This is a genomic window from Streptomyces sp. BE20 (assembly GCF_036322525.1).
Classification (GTDB): domain Bacteria; phylum Actinomycetota; class Actinomycetes; order Streptomycetales; family Streptomycetaceae; genus Kitasatospora.
Genome location: NZ_JAQYWW010000683.1, coordinates 1 through 15,620, shown reverse-complemented (window position 1 = coordinate 15,620; position 15,620 = coordinate 1). Strand labels below are relative to the sequence as shown.

Below are 15,620 nucleotides of genomic sequence, written 5' to 3'. Positions count from 1 at the left end.
CCGTCGGCCGTTCGGGCGCGATCCGCAAGTACGTCGTCTCGGACACCTCGGGCACCTCGGACGATTCCGGGCCGGGCCGGGCGCAATCCGGGCCGGCGCCGCCCGCCCCGGCGGTGTCGCGTCGTCACCGGGCCTTCCGGCCCGGTGCGTCGGCGAGGGCGGTGACCTGCTTCTCCGGGGGCGGCCCGTCCCCGGCGCGGGCCTCCGCCGGACGACGGCCCGGTCGACGAACTCCGGCGGGAGCCGGGCCCCGACGTGCGTGGGCCCGTACCGGACACCGGTGCGGGCCCACGCACGTTCCCCGCCGGATCCCCGTCCGGGCCCGGGCCGTCCCCTCCGTTCACGGTGCCGGCCCGTACCGTCCGATTCCGGTCTTCAACCCGAGCGCCCGGCCGACCAGACTGGGACGGCGTTCGGGCCTTCGCGATCTCCCCCTCTCAAGGAGAAGTGCGCACCAATGACCGGAATCACGACCACGCCGCACATCGCTGTCATCGGCGGCGGCCCCGCCGGACTCACCCTCGCCCGCGTCCTCCACGTCCACGGCGTCGCCGCCACCGTGTACGAGCGCGAGCCCTCCCGCGACGCCCGCGTCCAGGGAGGCACTCTCGACCTGCACGGCGACACCGGGCGGCGCGCCGTCCGGGAGGCCGGGCTGGACGCCGAGTTCTGGGCCAAGGCCCGGCCCGAGGGCGAGGACTTCCGCCTGCTCGACAAGCACGGCACCGTCCACAGCGCCTTCGACACCGGCCGACCCGCCGGCGAGGGCGCAGGAACGGAAGCGGGGGAGGGCCGAGGAGCGCGCCCGGGCGCCCCCGGCAACGCGAACTCGCCCGACGAGGACGGCGCTCCCGAGATCGACCGCGGCGACCTGCGCGCCCTCCTCCTCGACTCCCTCCCCCCGGCCACCGTCCGGTGGGGGCACCGCCTCGACCGCGCCGAACCGCTCGGCGACGGCCGGTACCGGCTCCACTTCGACAACGGCACGGTCGAGACCTGCGACCTGCTCGTCGGCGCCGAGGGCGCCCGCTCGCGCGTCCGCCCCCTGCTCACCGACACCGAGCCGCGCTACACCGGTGTCAGCCTCGTCGAACTCGGCATCCCGGACGCGGACCGCACCGCTCCCGGGGCCGCCGCCTTCGTCGGCAACGGCAGCCTGTACGCCTTCCAGGACAACAAGGGCCTCGCCCTGCAACGCAACAGCGACGGCCGGATCCGGATCTACGCCTTCTACCGCAGCGCCGAGAGCTGGCTGGAGTCCGCCGGCCTCTCCGAGCAGGACCCGGTCCGCACCCGCGCCGCCGTCGCGCGTCACTTCGCGGACTGGGCGCCGGAGTTCCGGTCGGCGCTGGCCGCCTGTGACGACAGCCTGCGCGCCCAGCGGCTGGACATGCTCCCGGTCGGCCTGACCTGGCGGCGCGCCCCGGGGGTCACCCTGGTCGGCGACGCGGCGCACCTGATGTCGCCGTTCGCGGGCAAGGGCGTCAACCTCGCGATGTGGGACGCGGCCGAACTCGCTCTCGCCGTGGCCCCCGTCCTCGCCGACGAGCCGTGGGAGGCGGGAGCGCTCGACGCCGCGATCGCCGGGTACGAGAAGGCGATGTTCGAGCGCGGCGCGTTCTGGGCGGGCATCTCCGCCCTCAACCTGGACCGGCTCGTCGCCCCCGACGGCCACGAGAACCTGGACGTCATGCTCGGCCCGCCGCCGGGCGCGGAGGGGTAGCGCCCGCCGCCGCCCGCCACCCGCTGCGCGCCGGTCGCCCGCCGCTCGCCGTTCCCGTGCGGCGTCGGTCCGGTGCGGCGCTGGCCCGGTGTGGTGCTGGCCCGGTGTGGTGCTGGCCCGGTGTGGTGCGGCTCAGCGCAGGACGGCTCGGCCCGGCTCCTCACTCCGCCCGGTGTCCTGCTCCGCGCGCTTCGGATCGCAACCGCAGGAGCGGCGGACGACCATCCGGGCCGGGAACATCCGGGCCCCGTTCGACGCGGGTTCGCCGTCCGGCCGCGCGTCACCCTCCCCGCCCGGGCGGTCCCCGAGCACCAGGCCGACGGCGGCGCGTGCCATCTCCTCCTGCGCGGTGGCCACGCTGGTCAGCGACGGACCGGCGATCACCGCCTCGGCGATGTCGTCGAAGCCCGCCACCGCGAGGTCCTCCGGCACCCGGATGCCCAGGTCGTCGGCGGCCCGCAGCAGGCCGATCGCCTGGTCGTCGGTCGCGCAGAAGACCGCGGACGGACGGTCGGCGCGCGCCAGCAGCGTGAGCGCCTCACGGTGCGCCCGCACGCGGTCGAAGGGCGCCTGCGTCAGCCGCCCCTCGGTGGAGATCCCCGCCTCGGTGAGGGCGACGGCCCAGCCTGCGGTCCGCACGGTCACCGGGTCGCTCGGGCTGAGCGAGAAGGTGCCGCCGAAGCAGTGGACTTCGGCGTGCCCGTGGCCGAGCAGGTGGCGCACGACCTCCCGGGCGCCGCCCTCGTCGTCGGCCACCACGGCGAGCCCGTGCTCGGTCTCCGCCCGGTGGTGCAGCAGTACCACCGGCGTTCCCTCGGTGGAGTCGATGCCGACCACTCCGGGGGCCGACGGGTCCTGGGTGACCAGGATCAGCCCGTCCACCTGCATCCCGAGGAAGGCACGGATGTAGTGGGCCTCGCGTTCGTCGGCGTAGTCGGAGTTGCCGATGAGCAGCAGCCGCCCGCGTTCGGCCGCCGCCCGCTCCACCGTGTGCGCCAGTTCGGCGAAGAACGGCTGCCGGGCGTCCGGCACGACCATCCCGATCAGGTCGGTGCGCCGCCGCGCCATCGCCTGTGCGACCCGGTTCGGCCGGTACCCCAACTCCTCGACCGCTGCCAGGACTCGGGCCCGGGTGGCAGCAGCCACCGGGCGCGGTCCGTCGTTGATCACATAACTCACGACCGCGGTGGACGTCCCCGCCACCCTCGCCACGTCGTCCCGCGTCACCCTCGCCATGTCCGCGAGCCTACACACCGCGCCTGACCGGCGACGTTGCCATTTCACCCCTTGAGAGCAGGGCAGGGGTCCCGTCCGAGTCCGGCCGCCCTCTTCAGTACGCGTGGTCCGCCGTCACGTCCGCCGACAGGCGCAGGGCCCGCTCGGCCGTCTCACCCCGCAGGGAGAGCAGCGTCGAGGTCAGCGCGTCGACGACGGTGAGGTGGGCGATGCGGCTGGCGGTGGTCTCCAGACCGAAGACGAGGTCCTGTCCGCCGGCGACCAGCGTGTGCGTCGCCGTCTCGCTGAGCGGCGAGCGGGCGTAGCTCGTGAGGGCGACGACGGCGGCGCCGTTGGCGCGGGCGTGGCGGGCGGCGTCGACGACGGTGCGCGTGGCACCGGTGTGACTGACGGCCAGGCAGGCCGCGGTGGAGGGGAGTTGGGCGGCCGCGAACTGGGCGGTGATCGGGTCGGCGGGTGAGTCGGCGAGGATGCCCAGGGCGCGCAGGCGGTAGGCGGCGTCGAGGACGACCGCACCGGAGAGGCCCGCGCCGACGACCAGGACGTGGTCGGCGGAGCCGAGGGCCTCGGCCGCCGCCCGGAGGTCGTCGGCGCCGAGGGTGGCGGCCATCCCGTCGAGGGCCTCGCGGGCGGCGCGGACGGTGTCGGCGAGGGCCCGCGCCGCCGGGTCCCGGGGGTCCGCCGGGTCGGGCGCCGGCGCGGGCGCCTGCCGGACGGCGGCGATCTTCAGCTCCTGGTAGCCGCGGAAGCCGAGCCGCTGGCAGGCCCGGACCACGGAGGACGGCGCGGTGCCGGCGAGCTCCGCGACGTCGCTGACGCTGAGGTCGACCAGGTCGGCGCCCCGGGCGAGGACCACCCGGGCGACCCGGGCCTCGGTGCCCCGCAACTCGCCGAGCCGCGCGCGGATGTGCGCGGCCAGCCGGGATTCCAGCCGGGTCTCCGGCGGGGGGAAATATTCGGAACGCTCTTCCATGGATCTACTTTAGCGTGGAATTCTGTTCCGCGCCCGAGGGTTCAGAGGGGTCCGAGGGTTCAGAGAGTTCAGAGGGGGAGTTCCGCCATGCCTGCTGTCACCGCCGGAGCAGTGGCCGTCGCCGCGGCCACGGCCGGGGCCGGCCCCGTGTCCGGTCCTGCGGCCGTCCCGGTGGCGGTCCTCGCCGCCGCCGTGCTGCACGCGGTCTGGAACGGCCTGGCCCACCGGCTCCAGGACAAACTGGTCGGCTTCGCCCTGATCAACCTCGTGTACACCGGGTGCGCGGTGGTGCTGGTGCTGCTCAACCCGCTGCCGGCCGCCGCGGCCTGGCCGTACCTGATCGCCTCGGTGGTGATGCAGGTGACCTCCCAGCTGCTGCTCCTCCGGGCCTACCAGCTGGGGGACTTCGGGCAGATGTACCCGATCGCCCGGGGCTCGGCTCCGCTGCTGGTGGCGGTCCTGTCCGTCACGGTGCTGGGCGACGAGCTCGGCGGCGGGGAGCTGCTCGGCGTCGCCGTCATCTCCTGCGGTCTGATCGGACTGGCCTTCGCCCGGGGGATACCGGGGCGGGCGCACCTGCCCGCGCTCGGGGCGGCCGCCGGTACCGGGGTGATGATCGCCGCGTACACGGTGCTGGACGGCGGCGGCGTGCGGCACGCGGGGACGGTCGGCGGCTACGTGGCCTGGCTGTTCCTGCTCCAGGGGCCGGTCCTGGCCCTGATCGCCTGGGCGCGCAGGGGTCGGGGCCTGCTGGTCGGGGCCGGCCCGCTGGTCCCGGTGGGGCTGCTCGGCGGGGTGCTGTCGCTGACGGCGTACGGGCTGGTGGTCTGGGCACAGTCGCGGGGGAACCTGGCGAGCATCGCCGCGCTGCGCGAGACGAGCATCGTGATGGCCGCACTGATCGCCACCGTGGTCTTCCGGGAGCGCCTCGGGCGGATGCGGATGGCGGCGAGCGCGACCGTCCTGGCCGGGATAGCCGTCCTGGAGCTGGCCCGCCCCTGAGGCTGTCCCGGGCGGGAGCTGTCCCGGGCGGGGCGGACCGGTGCTCCCCGGTCCGCCCGGGGTGTCGTACGGCCCGGCCGCCGCACGACTCAGGGGACGATCACCGTCAGCGTGCTGCGCGTGACCGAGAAGCCGAGCGACTCGTACAGCTGCCGGGCCCGGTTGCCCTCGGTCACCGCCAGGCCGATCCCGGTGGCGCCGTCGGCGGCGATGACGGCGAGGACGCGGCGCAGCAGGTCCCGGCCGAGGCCGGGGTAGCCGAGGTCCGGGTCACGGAAGACGTGGGCGATCCAGGGCAGGCCGTCCCAGTCGGTCAGGACGGCGCCGGCGGCCACCCGGTCGGCGTCGTCGACGACCAGGGCGCTGGCCGGCAGCAGGGGGCCGATGACGCTTCCGGAGAGCAGTTCGGCCATCCGCCGCACCGGGTCGTCCCCCTGCGCCTCGGGGCGGTGGTCGGGGTGCCCGGGACGGAAGGCGGCCCGGGACGGCCCGTCCAGCTCGGTGGCCCCGCGGTCGCACGGTACGACCTGGAAACCCTCCCGGAGCGGGGTCCGCGCCCAGGACGGCCAGCCCCCGGCGGGAGGCGCGTCGACCAGGCTCCGGTGCATGGTGTGGCCGTGCCGCAGCGGGGTCGCGCCACGGCGCAGCAGCTCCCGGCCGAGCGGGACGGGGCCGGAGACCACCCAGCCGGCCATCTCCGCCAGCACGTACCGGGCCGGGACGGCCGGGTCCGGGTGCCGGCCGACCACGTCCAACCGGTCGGCCCAGGGGCGGCCCTCCCGCTCGCCCCGCTGGTACCGCACGACCGGAAGGCCGTCGGTGCCGTACCCGAACCGCCAGCCGGCTTCCGCTTCCGCCACGCCGCCCCTCCGATCTCCGAGAACCGGAACACCCCGTCGTCGGCCATGCTCCGTGAGCGTCCCGTTCGACGGCAACCCCGTTTCCCCGGCCGGACCGCCCTGCCGGCGTCACGTCGGGCACGACCCGGCCGCCGTGCCGCCCGCGGTGCGCGGGACGGCGCCCAGGGGGAGGGGCGGGGTCAGTCCGCCACCACCGCCGCGCGGACGCAGAGGACGTCCGGCAGGTGGGAGACCAGCGGTGACCAGCGCTCGCCCTCGTCGTGGCTGGCGTACACCTCGCCGGTGCGGGTGCCGAAGTAGAGCCCGGCCGGGTCGGCGTCGTCGGTGCGCAGCGCGTCGCGCAGCACGACGCCGTAGTGGTCCCCGCCGGGGAGCCCGTCGGCCAGGGGCTGCCAGCTGTCGCCGCCGTCCGCGGTGCGGAAGACGCGGCACCGGCGGTCGGGCGGGATGCGGTCGTCGGCGCCGCCGAGCGGGAACACGTACGCGGTGTCGGCGCGGCGCGGGTGGGCGGCCACGGCGAAGCCGAAGTCGGCGGGCAGTCCGCCGGCGACGGACCGCCAGCTCGCGCCCGCGTCGTCGCTGCGGTAGACGCCGCCGTGGTTCTGCAGGTAGAGCCGGTCGGGGTTGACGGCGTCCCGCGCGATCTTGTGGACGCACTGGCCGAACTCGGGGTACTGGCTCTCCTCCGGGAGGAACTCGGCGCGCAGCCCGGAGTTGGAGGGCTCCCAGGTGCCGCCGCCGTCCTTGCTGCGGTAGACGCCGCCGCTGGAGATCGCGACCAGCAGCCGTTCGGGGTCGCGCGGGTCGGTGAGGACGGTGTGCAGGCCCTGGCCGCCGTAGCCGGCGCCCCACTCGGCGCGCTGCGGGTGCTCCCAGAGCGACTCGACCAGCGTGAAGGTCTCACCGCCGTCCGCGGAGCGGAACAGCGCGGCCGGCTCGGTGCCCGCGTAGACCACACCGGGAGCCTCGGGGCCGGCCGGCTGGAGCTGCCAGACCCGGGTGAGCGAGGCGCCGGTGTGCTCGGGGAAGCGGATCGCCGGTGCGGACGGTTCGGACCAGGTCGCACCCAGGTCGTCCGAGCGCCGGACGGTCGGCCCCCAGTGGCTGCTGTCGGCGCCCACCAGCAGCCGGACCCGGCCGTCGCGGCGGTGCCCGCCGTCGACGGGGTCCCGGCTGTCGACGGCGACGGCGTAGACCGCGTTCATCCGGAAGTGCGGCCCGCTGAACTCCCAGTTCAGCCGGTCGCGGCTGCGTCCGAGAAAGAGGCCCTTCTCGGTCCCGACGGCCAACAGCACCTCGGTCATCACACACCACCTGGTCGGCGTAACGGCCCCCGCACGGACACCCCCTCCGGCCAGTGTCGCGCCGCCCGGCGGCTCCCACACCTCGCCGCGCCGGGGCCTGCGGCCCTCCCGGGGCAGCCGGCCCCCGTCCGCCCCGGGCCGCGCCGCGTCCGGGGCGGACGGCGGGCCCGGGGCGGTACCGGCTCACCCGCGACAGCCCTCCAGCAGCCGCAGCCAGACCTCGCTGATCGTCGGGTAGGCCGGGACGGCGTGCCAGAGCCGGTCGATCGGCACTTCGCCCACCACCGCGACGGTGGCCGAGTGCAGGAGCTCGGAGACCCCGGGGCCGACGAAGGAGGCGCCCACCAGCACCTCCCGGTCCAGGTCGAAGACGACCCGCGCCCGCCCCCGGTAGTCGTCCCCGTAGAGCGAGGCACCGGCGACCGCCCCGAGGTCGTGGTCGATCGCCTTCACCCGAAGCCCGGCCCGCTCGGCCGCGTCCAGGGTGAGGCCGACGGCCGCGACCTCGGGGTGCGTGAAGACGACCTGGGGCGCGCCTGCGCTGTCGGCCGACGCGGCGTGCGCGCCCCAGCGTGCGGTGTCCAGCGGACGCCCCTGGGCGCGTGCGGCGATCGCCGCGCCGGCGATCCGCGCCTGGTACTTGCCCTGGTGGGTGAGCAGCGCCCGGTGGTTGACGTCGCCGGCCGCGTACAGCCAGTCGCCGTCGACACCGAGCACGGTGCAGCTGTCGTCCACGTCGAGCCAGCCGCCGGGGTGCAGACCCACCTGCTCCAGCCCGATGTCCGCCGTGCGCGGGGCCCGGCCGGTGGCGTAGAGCACCTCGTCGACGGCCAGCCGCTCGCCGTCGGCCAGGACCAGGACGACGTCCGCGCCGGGCTCGTCCGCCCGCTCCAGCGAGGCGACCGAGGTCCCGAACCGCAGGTCCACCCCGGCGTCCCGCAGGCCCTCCGCGACCAGCTCGCCCGCGAACGGTTCCATCCGGGGCAGCAGCCCGGAGCCGCGCACCAGCAGCACGACCTCCGAACCGAGCGCGCGCCAGGCGGTGGCCAGCTCCACGCCGACCACGCCGCCGCCGACCACGGCCAGCCGCCCGGGCACGGTGGGCGAGGCGGTCGCCTCCCGGTTGGTCCACGGGCGGGCCTCGGCGAGCCCGGGGACGTCCTGCGGCAGGACGGACCGGCTGCCGGTACAGACCGCGACGGCGTGGCGGGCGACGAGCAGCCGCTCGCTGCCGTCCTCCGCCTCGACGGTCACCCTGCGCTCGCCGGCGAGCCGGCCGTGGCCGCGGACCAGGTCGATACCGGTCTCGCGGACCCACTTCACCTGGCCGTCGTCCTTCCAGTGGGAGGTGAACGAGTCGCGCCGGGCCAGCACGGCGGCCGGGTCCAGCCCGCCGCTGCCCACGGCCTCCCGGGCGCCCGCCACCGCGCGGGCGTCGGCCAGCGCGGCCACCGGGCGCAGCAGCGCCTTGCTGGGCATGCAGGCCCAGTACGAGCACTCGCCGCCTACCAGTTCGCTCTCCACGATCACCGTGCGCAGCCCGGCGGCGGCGGTCCGGTCGGCGACGTTCTCGCCGGTCGGGCCGGCCCCGACGACGATGACGTCGTACTCCTCGGGAACGGCCGACGAGGCGGCGGCGGAAGCGGTGGGATCGGTGGTCATGCCTGGTCCTCCGTGGTCGTGACGGTCACCCCGGCCGGCAGGGCCGGGGTGACGGGCGTGCGTTCGCGGACGTCAGGGTGCCGGGCGGCGCCGAATGCGCCGGCGGGTGCGGCCCGGCGCCGAGGCGGGCCGGCACCCCCGTTCGTCCGGTGGCCGGGCCCGGACCGGGCACCGCTCAGCCCCGTGCGTCCCGCGAACATCGGCAAGGTCGCCCCCGTTCGGTCGTCGGTGCAGGTCGGTGCAGGTCGGCGTGCCGGGCCGGGGCACCGTGCCCATCCTGCGCCGACCCGGCCGCCCCTCGCAGCCGAACACGCGGACGAGTCTGCCGTCCGGCCCCGGTCCGCCCCCCGTCCCGGCCCGGTCGCCCGCTACTCGACCTCGGCCAGCTCCACCAGTGCCGCCGCCGTCTCGGCCGGCCGCGAGAACATCGGCCAGTGCCCGGTCAGCACCTCGCGCAGCTCCCACTCCGGGCCGCCGAGCAGGGCGAAGTACGGGTGACCGTCGGCGATCATGGCGCGGACCTGCTCCAACGGGACGGAGCACGAGATCAGGCCCTTGGGCAGCTTCTCCGCCCCGCCGGTCAGTCGCATCGGCTCCGTGACCGTCCCGGCCGGCTGGTCGGTGGCCAGCTCGCGGAACCGGGCCAGCCCCGCCTCGTCGATCCCGTCGACACTGGCCCCGTCGGAGGCCAGCACCTCCCACGACGGCAGCGGAAGCCGCCAGCCGTCGACCACCGAGGCCTCCAGCGTCTCGCGGTAGGCCGGCTCCCAGAGGTCGGCCAGCGCGACACCGTCGCCGAGCGGGCCGGAGTCGAGGAAGACGACCCGTCGGATGCGCTCGGGCACCCGGTCGGCCGCGCCGGAGACGGCGATGGTGCCGCCGCTGTGGGCCACCAGCACCACGTCCCGGAGGTCCTCACGGACCAGCAGGTCGGTCAGGTCCGCGATGTGGGTCTCCGCGCCGGTCTCGGGCGAGCCCTCACCGGCCCGTTCGCCGAGGCCGGGCAGGGTCACCGCGTGGACGGTGTGACCGGCCGCGCGCAGCGGTTCGGCGACCGCGTCCCAGGCCCAACCGCCGAGCCAGAATCCGGGAACGAGTACGAAGGTGCTCATGGTGGAAAATCCTCTCCGGGCATCCATGCCGTGCTTGTCTTCCGTGCCGTGCGCGGCTGTTGGTGCCCCGAGGAACCCCTGGGGTGCCGGCCGCTGTCTTCGACCCTAGGATCGAATGCGGACAGAACGCGACCGGATTAACCGGCGGACTTCCCGGGCCGGTCCCACGGCTCGACCACCCCGTCGGTTCGCCTCCGACCCGTCGGCCTCACCGCCGGGTCGCACCGTCGGTTCGCGGCCGGAACGGAGGCGCGGACCAAGGCGCGGACCAAGGCGTGTGCCGAGGCGCGGGCGAAGGTCGAACGAAGGCCGAACGACGGCCCGACGAAGGGACACCGATGGACCATCCGGTCAGCCGCACGCTCGCCCTGCTGGAGATCCTGCAGGCGCGTCCCGGCCTCACCGGCGCCGAGCTGGCCGAGCGGCTGGAGGTCGACGCCCGCACCGTCCGCCGCTACGCGACCCGGCTGGTCGACCTCGGCATCCCGGTCCAGGCCGAACGCGGCCGGTACGGCGGCTACCGGCTGATGCCCGGCTTCCGGCTGCCGCCCCTGATGCTCACCGGGGACGAGGCCGCCTCCGTGGTGCTCGGGCTGCTGGCAGGGCGGCGGTCCGGGCTCTCGGTGGGGGAGCAGGCCGGTGAGACGGCGCTCGCCAAGATCCAACGAGTGCTGCCGCCGGAGCTGCGCGAGCGGGTGGCGGCGGTCGAGCAGACCCTCGGTCTGACCGGCGCGCCCGTCGGCGGCCCCAGTCCGGCCGCCGCCGCGCTGTTCACGCTGGCCGAGGCGGCGCGCCGCCGGCGCCGGGTCCGGCTCGACTACCGGGACCGCGAAGGCACGCCCAGCGAGCGCGAGTTCGACCCGTACGGGCTGGTCTTCCACTCGGGCCGCTGGTACACCACCGGGCTGGACCACCGCAGCGGCGAGCAGCGGACCTTCCGGCTCGACCGGATCCGCTCCGCGGAACTGCGCGAGACCGGATTCGAACCCCCGGCGGGTGTCGACCCGGTCCAGCGGGTGCTGGAGTCCCTCGCCTCGGTGCCCTGGACGCACGAGGTGGAGGTGGTGCTCACCACCACGCTCGTCGAGGCCCGCCGACGGATTCCGCCCACCGCCGGTGCGGTCACCGCCACCGACGACGGTCGGGTCCTGCTGCGGGCCCGGGCACAGCAGTTGGACGGGATGGCGGTCATGCTGGCCGGCCTCGGCTGGCCGTTCACCGTCCTCCGGCCGGACGAACTGCGCGTGGAGGTCCGGGCCCTGGCCGCCCGTCTCACCGGGTGGAGCGACACCGAGGCGTCCGTCTGAACGCGTCCGGACGCGCGCCGACGGGCCCCGGGGCGTCGAAGGACACCACCGGGACCCGCCGTGCGTCACCGCCTCAGGGCGTCAGCCACCCGGGGCACTCGCCTCTCGGCGGCGTCAGTCCTGCGGGCCGCCGTTCTGTTCGGCCGCCACCTTCCGCTTCACCTCGTCCATGTCCAGCTTCCGCGCCTGACCGATCAGATCCTCGAAGACCGGCTCCGGCAGGGCGCCCGCCTGCGAGAAGACGAGGACGCCCTCACGGATGATCGCCAGCGTCGGGATCGACTGGATACCGAACGCCGCGGCCAGCTCCTGCTGTGCCTCGGTGTCCACCTTGGCGAAGACCAGGTCCGGGTGGCGTTCGGCGGCCTTCTCGAAGACCGGCGCGAACTGGCGACACGGGCCGCACCAGCTGGCCCAGAAGTCGATGAAGACGAAGTCCTTGCCCCCCTGACCGGGGACGACGTCGTCGAAGTTCTCCTTGGTCAGCTCGACCGTGCTGCTCATGTCGCGATTCCTGCCCTTCCGGTGGTGGCGGTCCAGGCCATGTGCCCGCGACAACGGCTGCCGTGGCCGGGCTATTCCGCCGGTGGTCCGCCGAGGGCCCGCGGGCGACACGCCGGCGATCGGGCCCCCGGGGGAGGGCTCGGCGGGGAGGCCGGCTTCCCGCTCCGCGGCCCGGCCGGGGTCCGGCGCGGGAAGCCGGCCGCCTCCGCCCGGGGACTACCGGGCCCAGCCCCGCCGTTCACGTCGCCGGCCCCTGCCCCCGGCCGTCCGTTCCGACCGGTCGGCCTCCGCCGCGATCCGGGTGAGTGCCCGGGCGCAGCAGTGGGCGAAGAGCCGCTGGGCGAGGGGAAGGAACGGGCCGGCGAGGCGGGCGTACCAGCGACGGGGGCGGCTGAAGGCGTTGACGGTGAACCAGACGATCCGGTCCGGGTCCATCTCGACCACGAACGTCTCCTCGCCCACCGCCAGATGCCCGCACCGGGTGCCGTAGGTGAAGCCGTAGCGGTCGGGGCCGTCGGTGGTCGAGACCACTCGGCAGGGGGCACCGGCCCGGAACGGGCCGAGGCCGATGGCGCACCGGACGGCGACCCCGGGGGCGGCGCGGTCGGCCTCGGCGGTGATCCGGACACCTGCGGCGCGGTGCATCCGCCAGCCGAGGAGAGCGGTGCCGGCGGCGTCCAGGGCGGCGCGGCCGCGCCCGATCGGGGCGCGGTGGCGGAGGTGGTGGTAGCCGGCGGGCAGGGGCCGGTCGAGCGCGGTGCTGGCGCCGACCTCGGGGTAGTTCAGGTCGGCCGGGTGCGGGGTGCCGGTCATCGAGCGTTCTCCTGGGGGCGGGCGAGGCGGCGCCAGGCGAGCAGTGAGCAGAGCGCGAAGCCGAGCGCGTTGCCGACGCCGTGGGTGGCGGCCATCCAGCCGAGGGTGGGGTGGGGGAGTCCGGAGGCCTCGCCGAGCGCCCACCAGAGGGCGAGCAGCATGGTGACGGCGAGCACGGCACCGGAGACGCCGAGCAGCGCGGCGGTGGTCCGGTGCCGGCCGTCGCCGCCACCGGGGCCGTCACCGCCGTCACCGCCGCCGCGGTCGCCACCGGCGCGGACGCGGGGTCGCAGGTCGCGCCAGGTGAGCAGGCCGACCAGCCACATGCCCGTGGTGAGGACCGCGGCGCCGACCAGTTCGGCCCAGTCGTCGACGAAGTAGCCGGCCAGCACGAGCAGGGTGCCGACGGGGACGCTGAGTGCGGCCCAGCGGGCGGCCCGGCTGTCCGGCACGGCCCGGCAGACCAGCCCGGCGACCAGCGCGGCGGTGAATCCGGCGTAGTGGAAGTGCGGAACGGTCAGGGCGAGGATGTCGAGGTCGAAGCCGAACAGCTCGTGCCCCGAGCGTTCGGCGACCAGGGCGAGGCCGGCCACCGAGGGGGCGGCGAGGGCGGTGAGCACGGCGATCTCGTGCGGTGCGAGCGAGCGGGTGCGGGCCAGCCGGACCGGGACGTGGGCGGCGACGGCGAGCGTGCCGAGCGCGTACAGGACGGCGCTGCCGGTGGCGAGTCCGCCGCGTGGCAGCCAGAGCGAGAGCGCACCGGGGACGGCGGCCAGTGGCCAGTACCGGCGCAGACGGGCGAGTCCGGGCTCGTCGATCAGGGCGAGGCCGATCGGGATCACCGCCCCCATGCCGAGCAGGACCAGCAGGTCGACGAGTTCGACGGTGCCCCGCCCCATGGCCGCCTCATATCTTGAACGTGTTCAAACGATGGCGTCGGCGACTCTACGCCGCATATTGAACGCGTTCAAGTTCCCTGGGGAGATCTCCGCGACCTGCCTCCCCGGAGCCCTGCCCTGGTGTTCCCGGTGGGGTCGGCGCACCCTGGAGGAGTAACCGAACGGGGAACGACCGGAATGACCGGAACGACCGCCGGAGGTGATCCGCCATGCAGACACTGGTCGGCTGGCACATCGAGATGGAGTTCCGCGAGGAGGGGGCGCGTACGACCGCCGCCGCCCTGCTGAGACTCGGCGACGGCACCGAGGTGCGTGCCCACGGCTACACCAGCCGCCACCCGTCGGACCCGGAGCAGCTGCGGGTCGGCGAGGAGATCGCGGCGGCCCGGGCGCTCAACGACCTCGCCTCACAGCTCCTCACCAAGGCGCACGGGGAGATCCAGGCGGTCAGCCCGATCCCGACCCACCCGCTGACGTGACGGCGCCCGGTGGTGCCGCGGGGCCGGGCGGGTCGGGTGGACCGGAGGGCCGCGGGACGCGCATTCCGCTGATCTGTCCGCGCTGCGGCCGGGAGCAGCAGGTCGTGCCGGGCGGCCCGGGGCGCGCGGTGAAGGTGGTGCACGTCGGCACCGGTCAGGAGGCCTGCGAGCCGGGTGACCTGGCCCGGGCGCCGGACGACGACACGGCCTGAAGGCCGGCGCCCCCGGGGGTGCGCCCCGGGGGCGCCGAGCGCCCCGGGGCCGCTCAGTTCGGGCAGTAGGTGCCCGGCACCTGCCACTCCGGGCCGACCAGTCGCTGTTCCAGCTCGCTGAGCGTGATCCGGATGCCGACCGTCCCCGCCAGCCCGAGCCGCATCCGGCTGCGGGCGAGCGCGACGAGGGCCGGCAGGCCGTACTTGTTGATCAGCGAGGTGCGGTAGCGGGCGGTGTCGTCCTCGTCGCAGACGGCGGCGCGGGCCGGGAGTTGACGCCCGGTCGGGCGGCCGTGGGCGTCGCAGGGGCCGACGAGGACCTTGGGGCGGCGGCGGACGCGGTCTGCGTCGCCCGAGTGCACGGGCGTCCAGATGCCGAGCGCCGTGCCGTCGGCGACCACCCAGCTCTGTGAATGCACCTGACGGCCGTCGTCACTGAAGGTGGTGAGCAGGAGGTACCTGCTGTCGGCGAGCTGGTCGGTGCGGTCGTGCACGATGTCCACCCTCTCCGAGTCGGACGGTTCGTGGCCGGCGGGGCTCCGGGGCGGGCGCCTCAGTGGCCGCGGCGGTCGGTGATCTCGTGGTACTCGCCGGCGGTGGGCTTGGCGATCCTGCTTCCCTCGCCGTGCAGCCCACGGGACAGCCTCGCACGGCTGCGCTCCAGCACACCTGCCGGGTGGGCGACTCCATTCTCGTCGACGGGGGCGGGCGGTTCGAGGGGGCGCGGCTGCTCGTGGGCGGTGAGCCGGTGCAGTTCGGCGGGCGCGAGCGGGGCGTGCACCTCCACGAACTCGCCGTGCGGCAGGCGCTTGACGACGCCGGTCTCGCGGCCGTGCAGCACCTTCTCCCGGTCGCGGCGCTGGAGGCCGAGGCACCAGCGCTTGGTGACCACGAACACGACCACCGGGACGGCGACGAATCCCACCCGGACGGCGTAGGTGATGGAGTTGAGCGACAGGTGCAGATGGGTGGCGAACAGGTCGTTGCCGCCGCCGGCCAGCATCACCAGGTACAGGGAGATCCAGGCCGCGCCGAGGGCGGTCCGCACCGGCGCGTTGCGCGGCCGGTCGAGCAGGTGGTGCTCGCGCCGGTCGTCGGTCGCCCAGCTCTCCACGAAGGGGTAGACCGCGATCGCGCCGAGGATCACCGGGAAGAGGGTGAAGGGGACCAGCACGCCGAGGTTGAGGGTGTGCCCCCAGACGCCGATCTCCCAGCCCGGCATCACCCGGATGAGCCCCTCGGCGAAGCCCATGTACCAGTCGGGCTGGGCGTCGGTCGACACCTGGTCCGGCCGGTACGGGCCGTACGCCCAGATCGGGTTGATCGTGGCGACGGCGGCCATCAGGGCGATGACGCCGAAGACGAGGAAGAAGAAGCCGCCGGCCTTGGCCAGGTAGACCGGCATCAGCGGCATGCCGACGACGTTCTTCTCGGTCTTGCCGGGGCCCGCCCACTGGGTGTGCTTGTGGTAGAAGACCAGGATCAGGTGGGCGACGAGCAGGCCCAGCATGATGCCCGGGATCAGCAGCACGTG

At 75.3% G+C, this 15,620-nt stretch carries 15 protein-coding genes; 4 read left to right on the top strand and 11 right to left on the bottom strand.

Going from position 1 to position 15,620, the window contains the following annotated elements; all coding sequences use genetic code 11:
* Positions 1-457 precede the first annotated feature (457 nt).
* A complete protein-coding gene (locus tag PUR61_RS14880) occupies positions 458-1,723 on the top strand; it encodes an FAD-dependent oxidoreductase (protein ID WP_329879311.1) in 1,266 nt (421 codons plus the stop codon).
* Positions 1,724-1,855: 132 nt separating this feature from the next.
* Here PUR61_RS14880 and PUR61_RS14875 read toward each other — a convergent pair whose 3' ends face one another.
* Positions 1,856-2,959, bottom strand: coding sequence for a LacI family DNA-binding transcriptional regulator (locus PUR61_RS14875; RefSeq protein WP_329879310.1), 1,104 nt, complete (start codon positions 2,957-2,959; stop codon positions 1,856-1,858).
* 94 nt (positions 2,960-3,053) lie between these two features.
* Positions 3,054-3,932, bottom strand: a complete 879-nt coding sequence (locus PUR61_RS14870; protein WP_329879309.1) for a MurR/RpiR family transcriptional regulator — start codon at positions 3,930-3,932, stop codon at positions 3,054-3,056.
* An 87-nt stretch (positions 3,933-4,019) separates the two neighbouring features.
* Between PUR61_RS14870 and PUR61_RS14865 the strand changes: the two genes are divergently transcribed.
* On the top strand, positions 4,020-4,934 hold the full coding sequence (locus PUR61_RS14865; protein WP_329879308.1) for a DMT family transporter: 915 nt from the start codon (positions 4,020-4,022) through the stop codon (positions 4,932-4,934).
* Positions 4,935-5,023: 89 nt separating this feature from the next.
* Here PUR61_RS14865 and PUR61_RS14860 read toward each other — a convergent pair whose 3' ends face one another.
* The 4 genes from PUR61_RS14860 to PUR61_RS14845 all read right to left on the bottom strand — a co-directional run bounded on the left by PUR61_RS14860 (position 5,024) and on the right by PUR61_RS14845 (position 9,872).
* Entirely contained in the window at positions 5,024-5,794 is a 771-nt protein-coding gene (locus PUR61_RS14860) for a GNAT family N-acetyltransferase (protein WP_329879307.1), read from the bottom strand.
* Between the two features lie 179 nt (positions 5,795-5,973).
* Positions 5,974-7,098 carry a WD40/YVTN/BNR-like repeat-containing protein gene (locus tag PUR61_RS14855; protein WP_329879306.1) on the bottom strand — a complete coding sequence of 375 codons (1,125 nt, stop codon included), beginning with the start codon at positions 7,096-7,098 and terminating at the stop codon, positions 5,974-5,976.
* A gap of 183 nt (positions 7,099-7,281) precedes the next feature.
* On the bottom strand, positions 7,282-8,760 hold the full coding sequence (locus tag PUR61_RS14850; RefSeq protein WP_329879305.1) for a dihydrolipoyl dehydrogenase family protein: 1,479 nt from the start codon (positions 8,758-8,760) through the stop codon (positions 7,282-7,284).
* Positions 8,761-9,128: 368 nt separating this feature from the next.
* A complete protein-coding gene (locus PUR61_RS14845; protein WP_329879304.1) occupies positions 9,129-9,872 on the bottom strand; it encodes an alpha/beta fold hydrolase in 744 nt (247 codons plus the stop codon).
* A 338-nt stretch (positions 9,873-10,210) separates the two neighbouring features.
* Here PUR61_RS14845 and PUR61_RS14840 point away from each other — a divergent pair, with 338 nt between their 5' ends.
* A complete protein-coding gene (locus PUR61_RS14840) occupies positions 10,211-11,179 on the top strand; it encodes a helix-turn-helix transcriptional regulator (RefSeq protein ID WP_329879303.1) in 969 nt (322 codons plus the stop codon).
* A 114-nt stretch (positions 11,180-11,293) separates the two neighbouring features.
* On the opposite strand, the gene PUR61_RS14835 is transcribed toward PUR61_RS14840, so the two are convergent.
* The 3 genes from PUR61_RS14835 to PUR61_RS14825 all read right to left on the bottom strand — a co-directional run bounded on the left by PUR61_RS14835 (position 11,294) and on the right by PUR61_RS14825 (position 13,395).
* Positions 11,294-11,683 carry a thioredoxin family protein gene (locus tag PUR61_RS14835; protein WP_329879302.1) on the bottom strand — a complete coding sequence of 130 codons (390 nt, stop codon included), beginning with the start codon at positions 11,681-11,683 and terminating at the stop codon, positions 11,294-11,296.
* Between the two features lie 216 nt (positions 11,684-11,899).
* Positions 11,900-12,496, bottom strand: coding sequence for a DUF1990 family protein (locus PUR61_RS14830; RefSeq protein WP_329879301.1), 597 nt, complete (start codon positions 12,494-12,496; stop codon positions 11,900-11,902).
* Positions 12,493-13,395 carry a YndJ family protein gene (locus tag PUR61_RS14825; RefSeq protein WP_329879300.1) on the bottom strand — a complete coding sequence of 301 codons (903 nt, stop codon included), beginning with the start codon at positions 13,393-13,395 and terminating at the stop codon, positions 12,493-12,495. Before PUR61_RS14825 ends, PUR61_RS14830 begins: the two co-directional genes overlap by 4 nt.
* A 209-nt stretch (positions 13,396-13,604) precedes the next feature.
* Here PUR61_RS14825 and PUR61_RS14820 point away from each other — a divergent pair, with 209 nt between their 5' ends.
* Positions 13,605-13,874 carry a DUF1876 domain-containing protein gene (locus tag PUR61_RS14820; protein WP_329879299.1) on the top strand — a complete coding sequence of 90 codons (270 nt, stop codon included), beginning with the start codon at positions 13,605-13,607 and terminating at the stop codon, positions 13,872-13,874.
* Between the two features lie 265 nt (positions 13,875-14,139).
* On the opposite strand, the gene PUR61_RS14815 is transcribed toward PUR61_RS14820, so the two are convergent.
* Together PUR61_RS14815 and PUR61_RS14810 are read right to left on the bottom strand one after the other, a co-directional pair.
* A complete protein-coding gene (locus PUR61_RS14815) occupies positions 14,140-14,580 on the bottom strand; it encodes a PPOX class F420-dependent oxidoreductase (protein WP_329879298.1) in 441 nt (146 codons plus the stop codon).
* Positions 14,581-14,639: 59 nt separating this feature from the next.
* Positions 14,640-15,620 (bottom strand): cytochrome b N-terminal domain-containing protein (locus tag PUR61_RS14810; protein WP_329879297.1); only part of this gene is annotated, 981 nt, incomplete at its 5' end.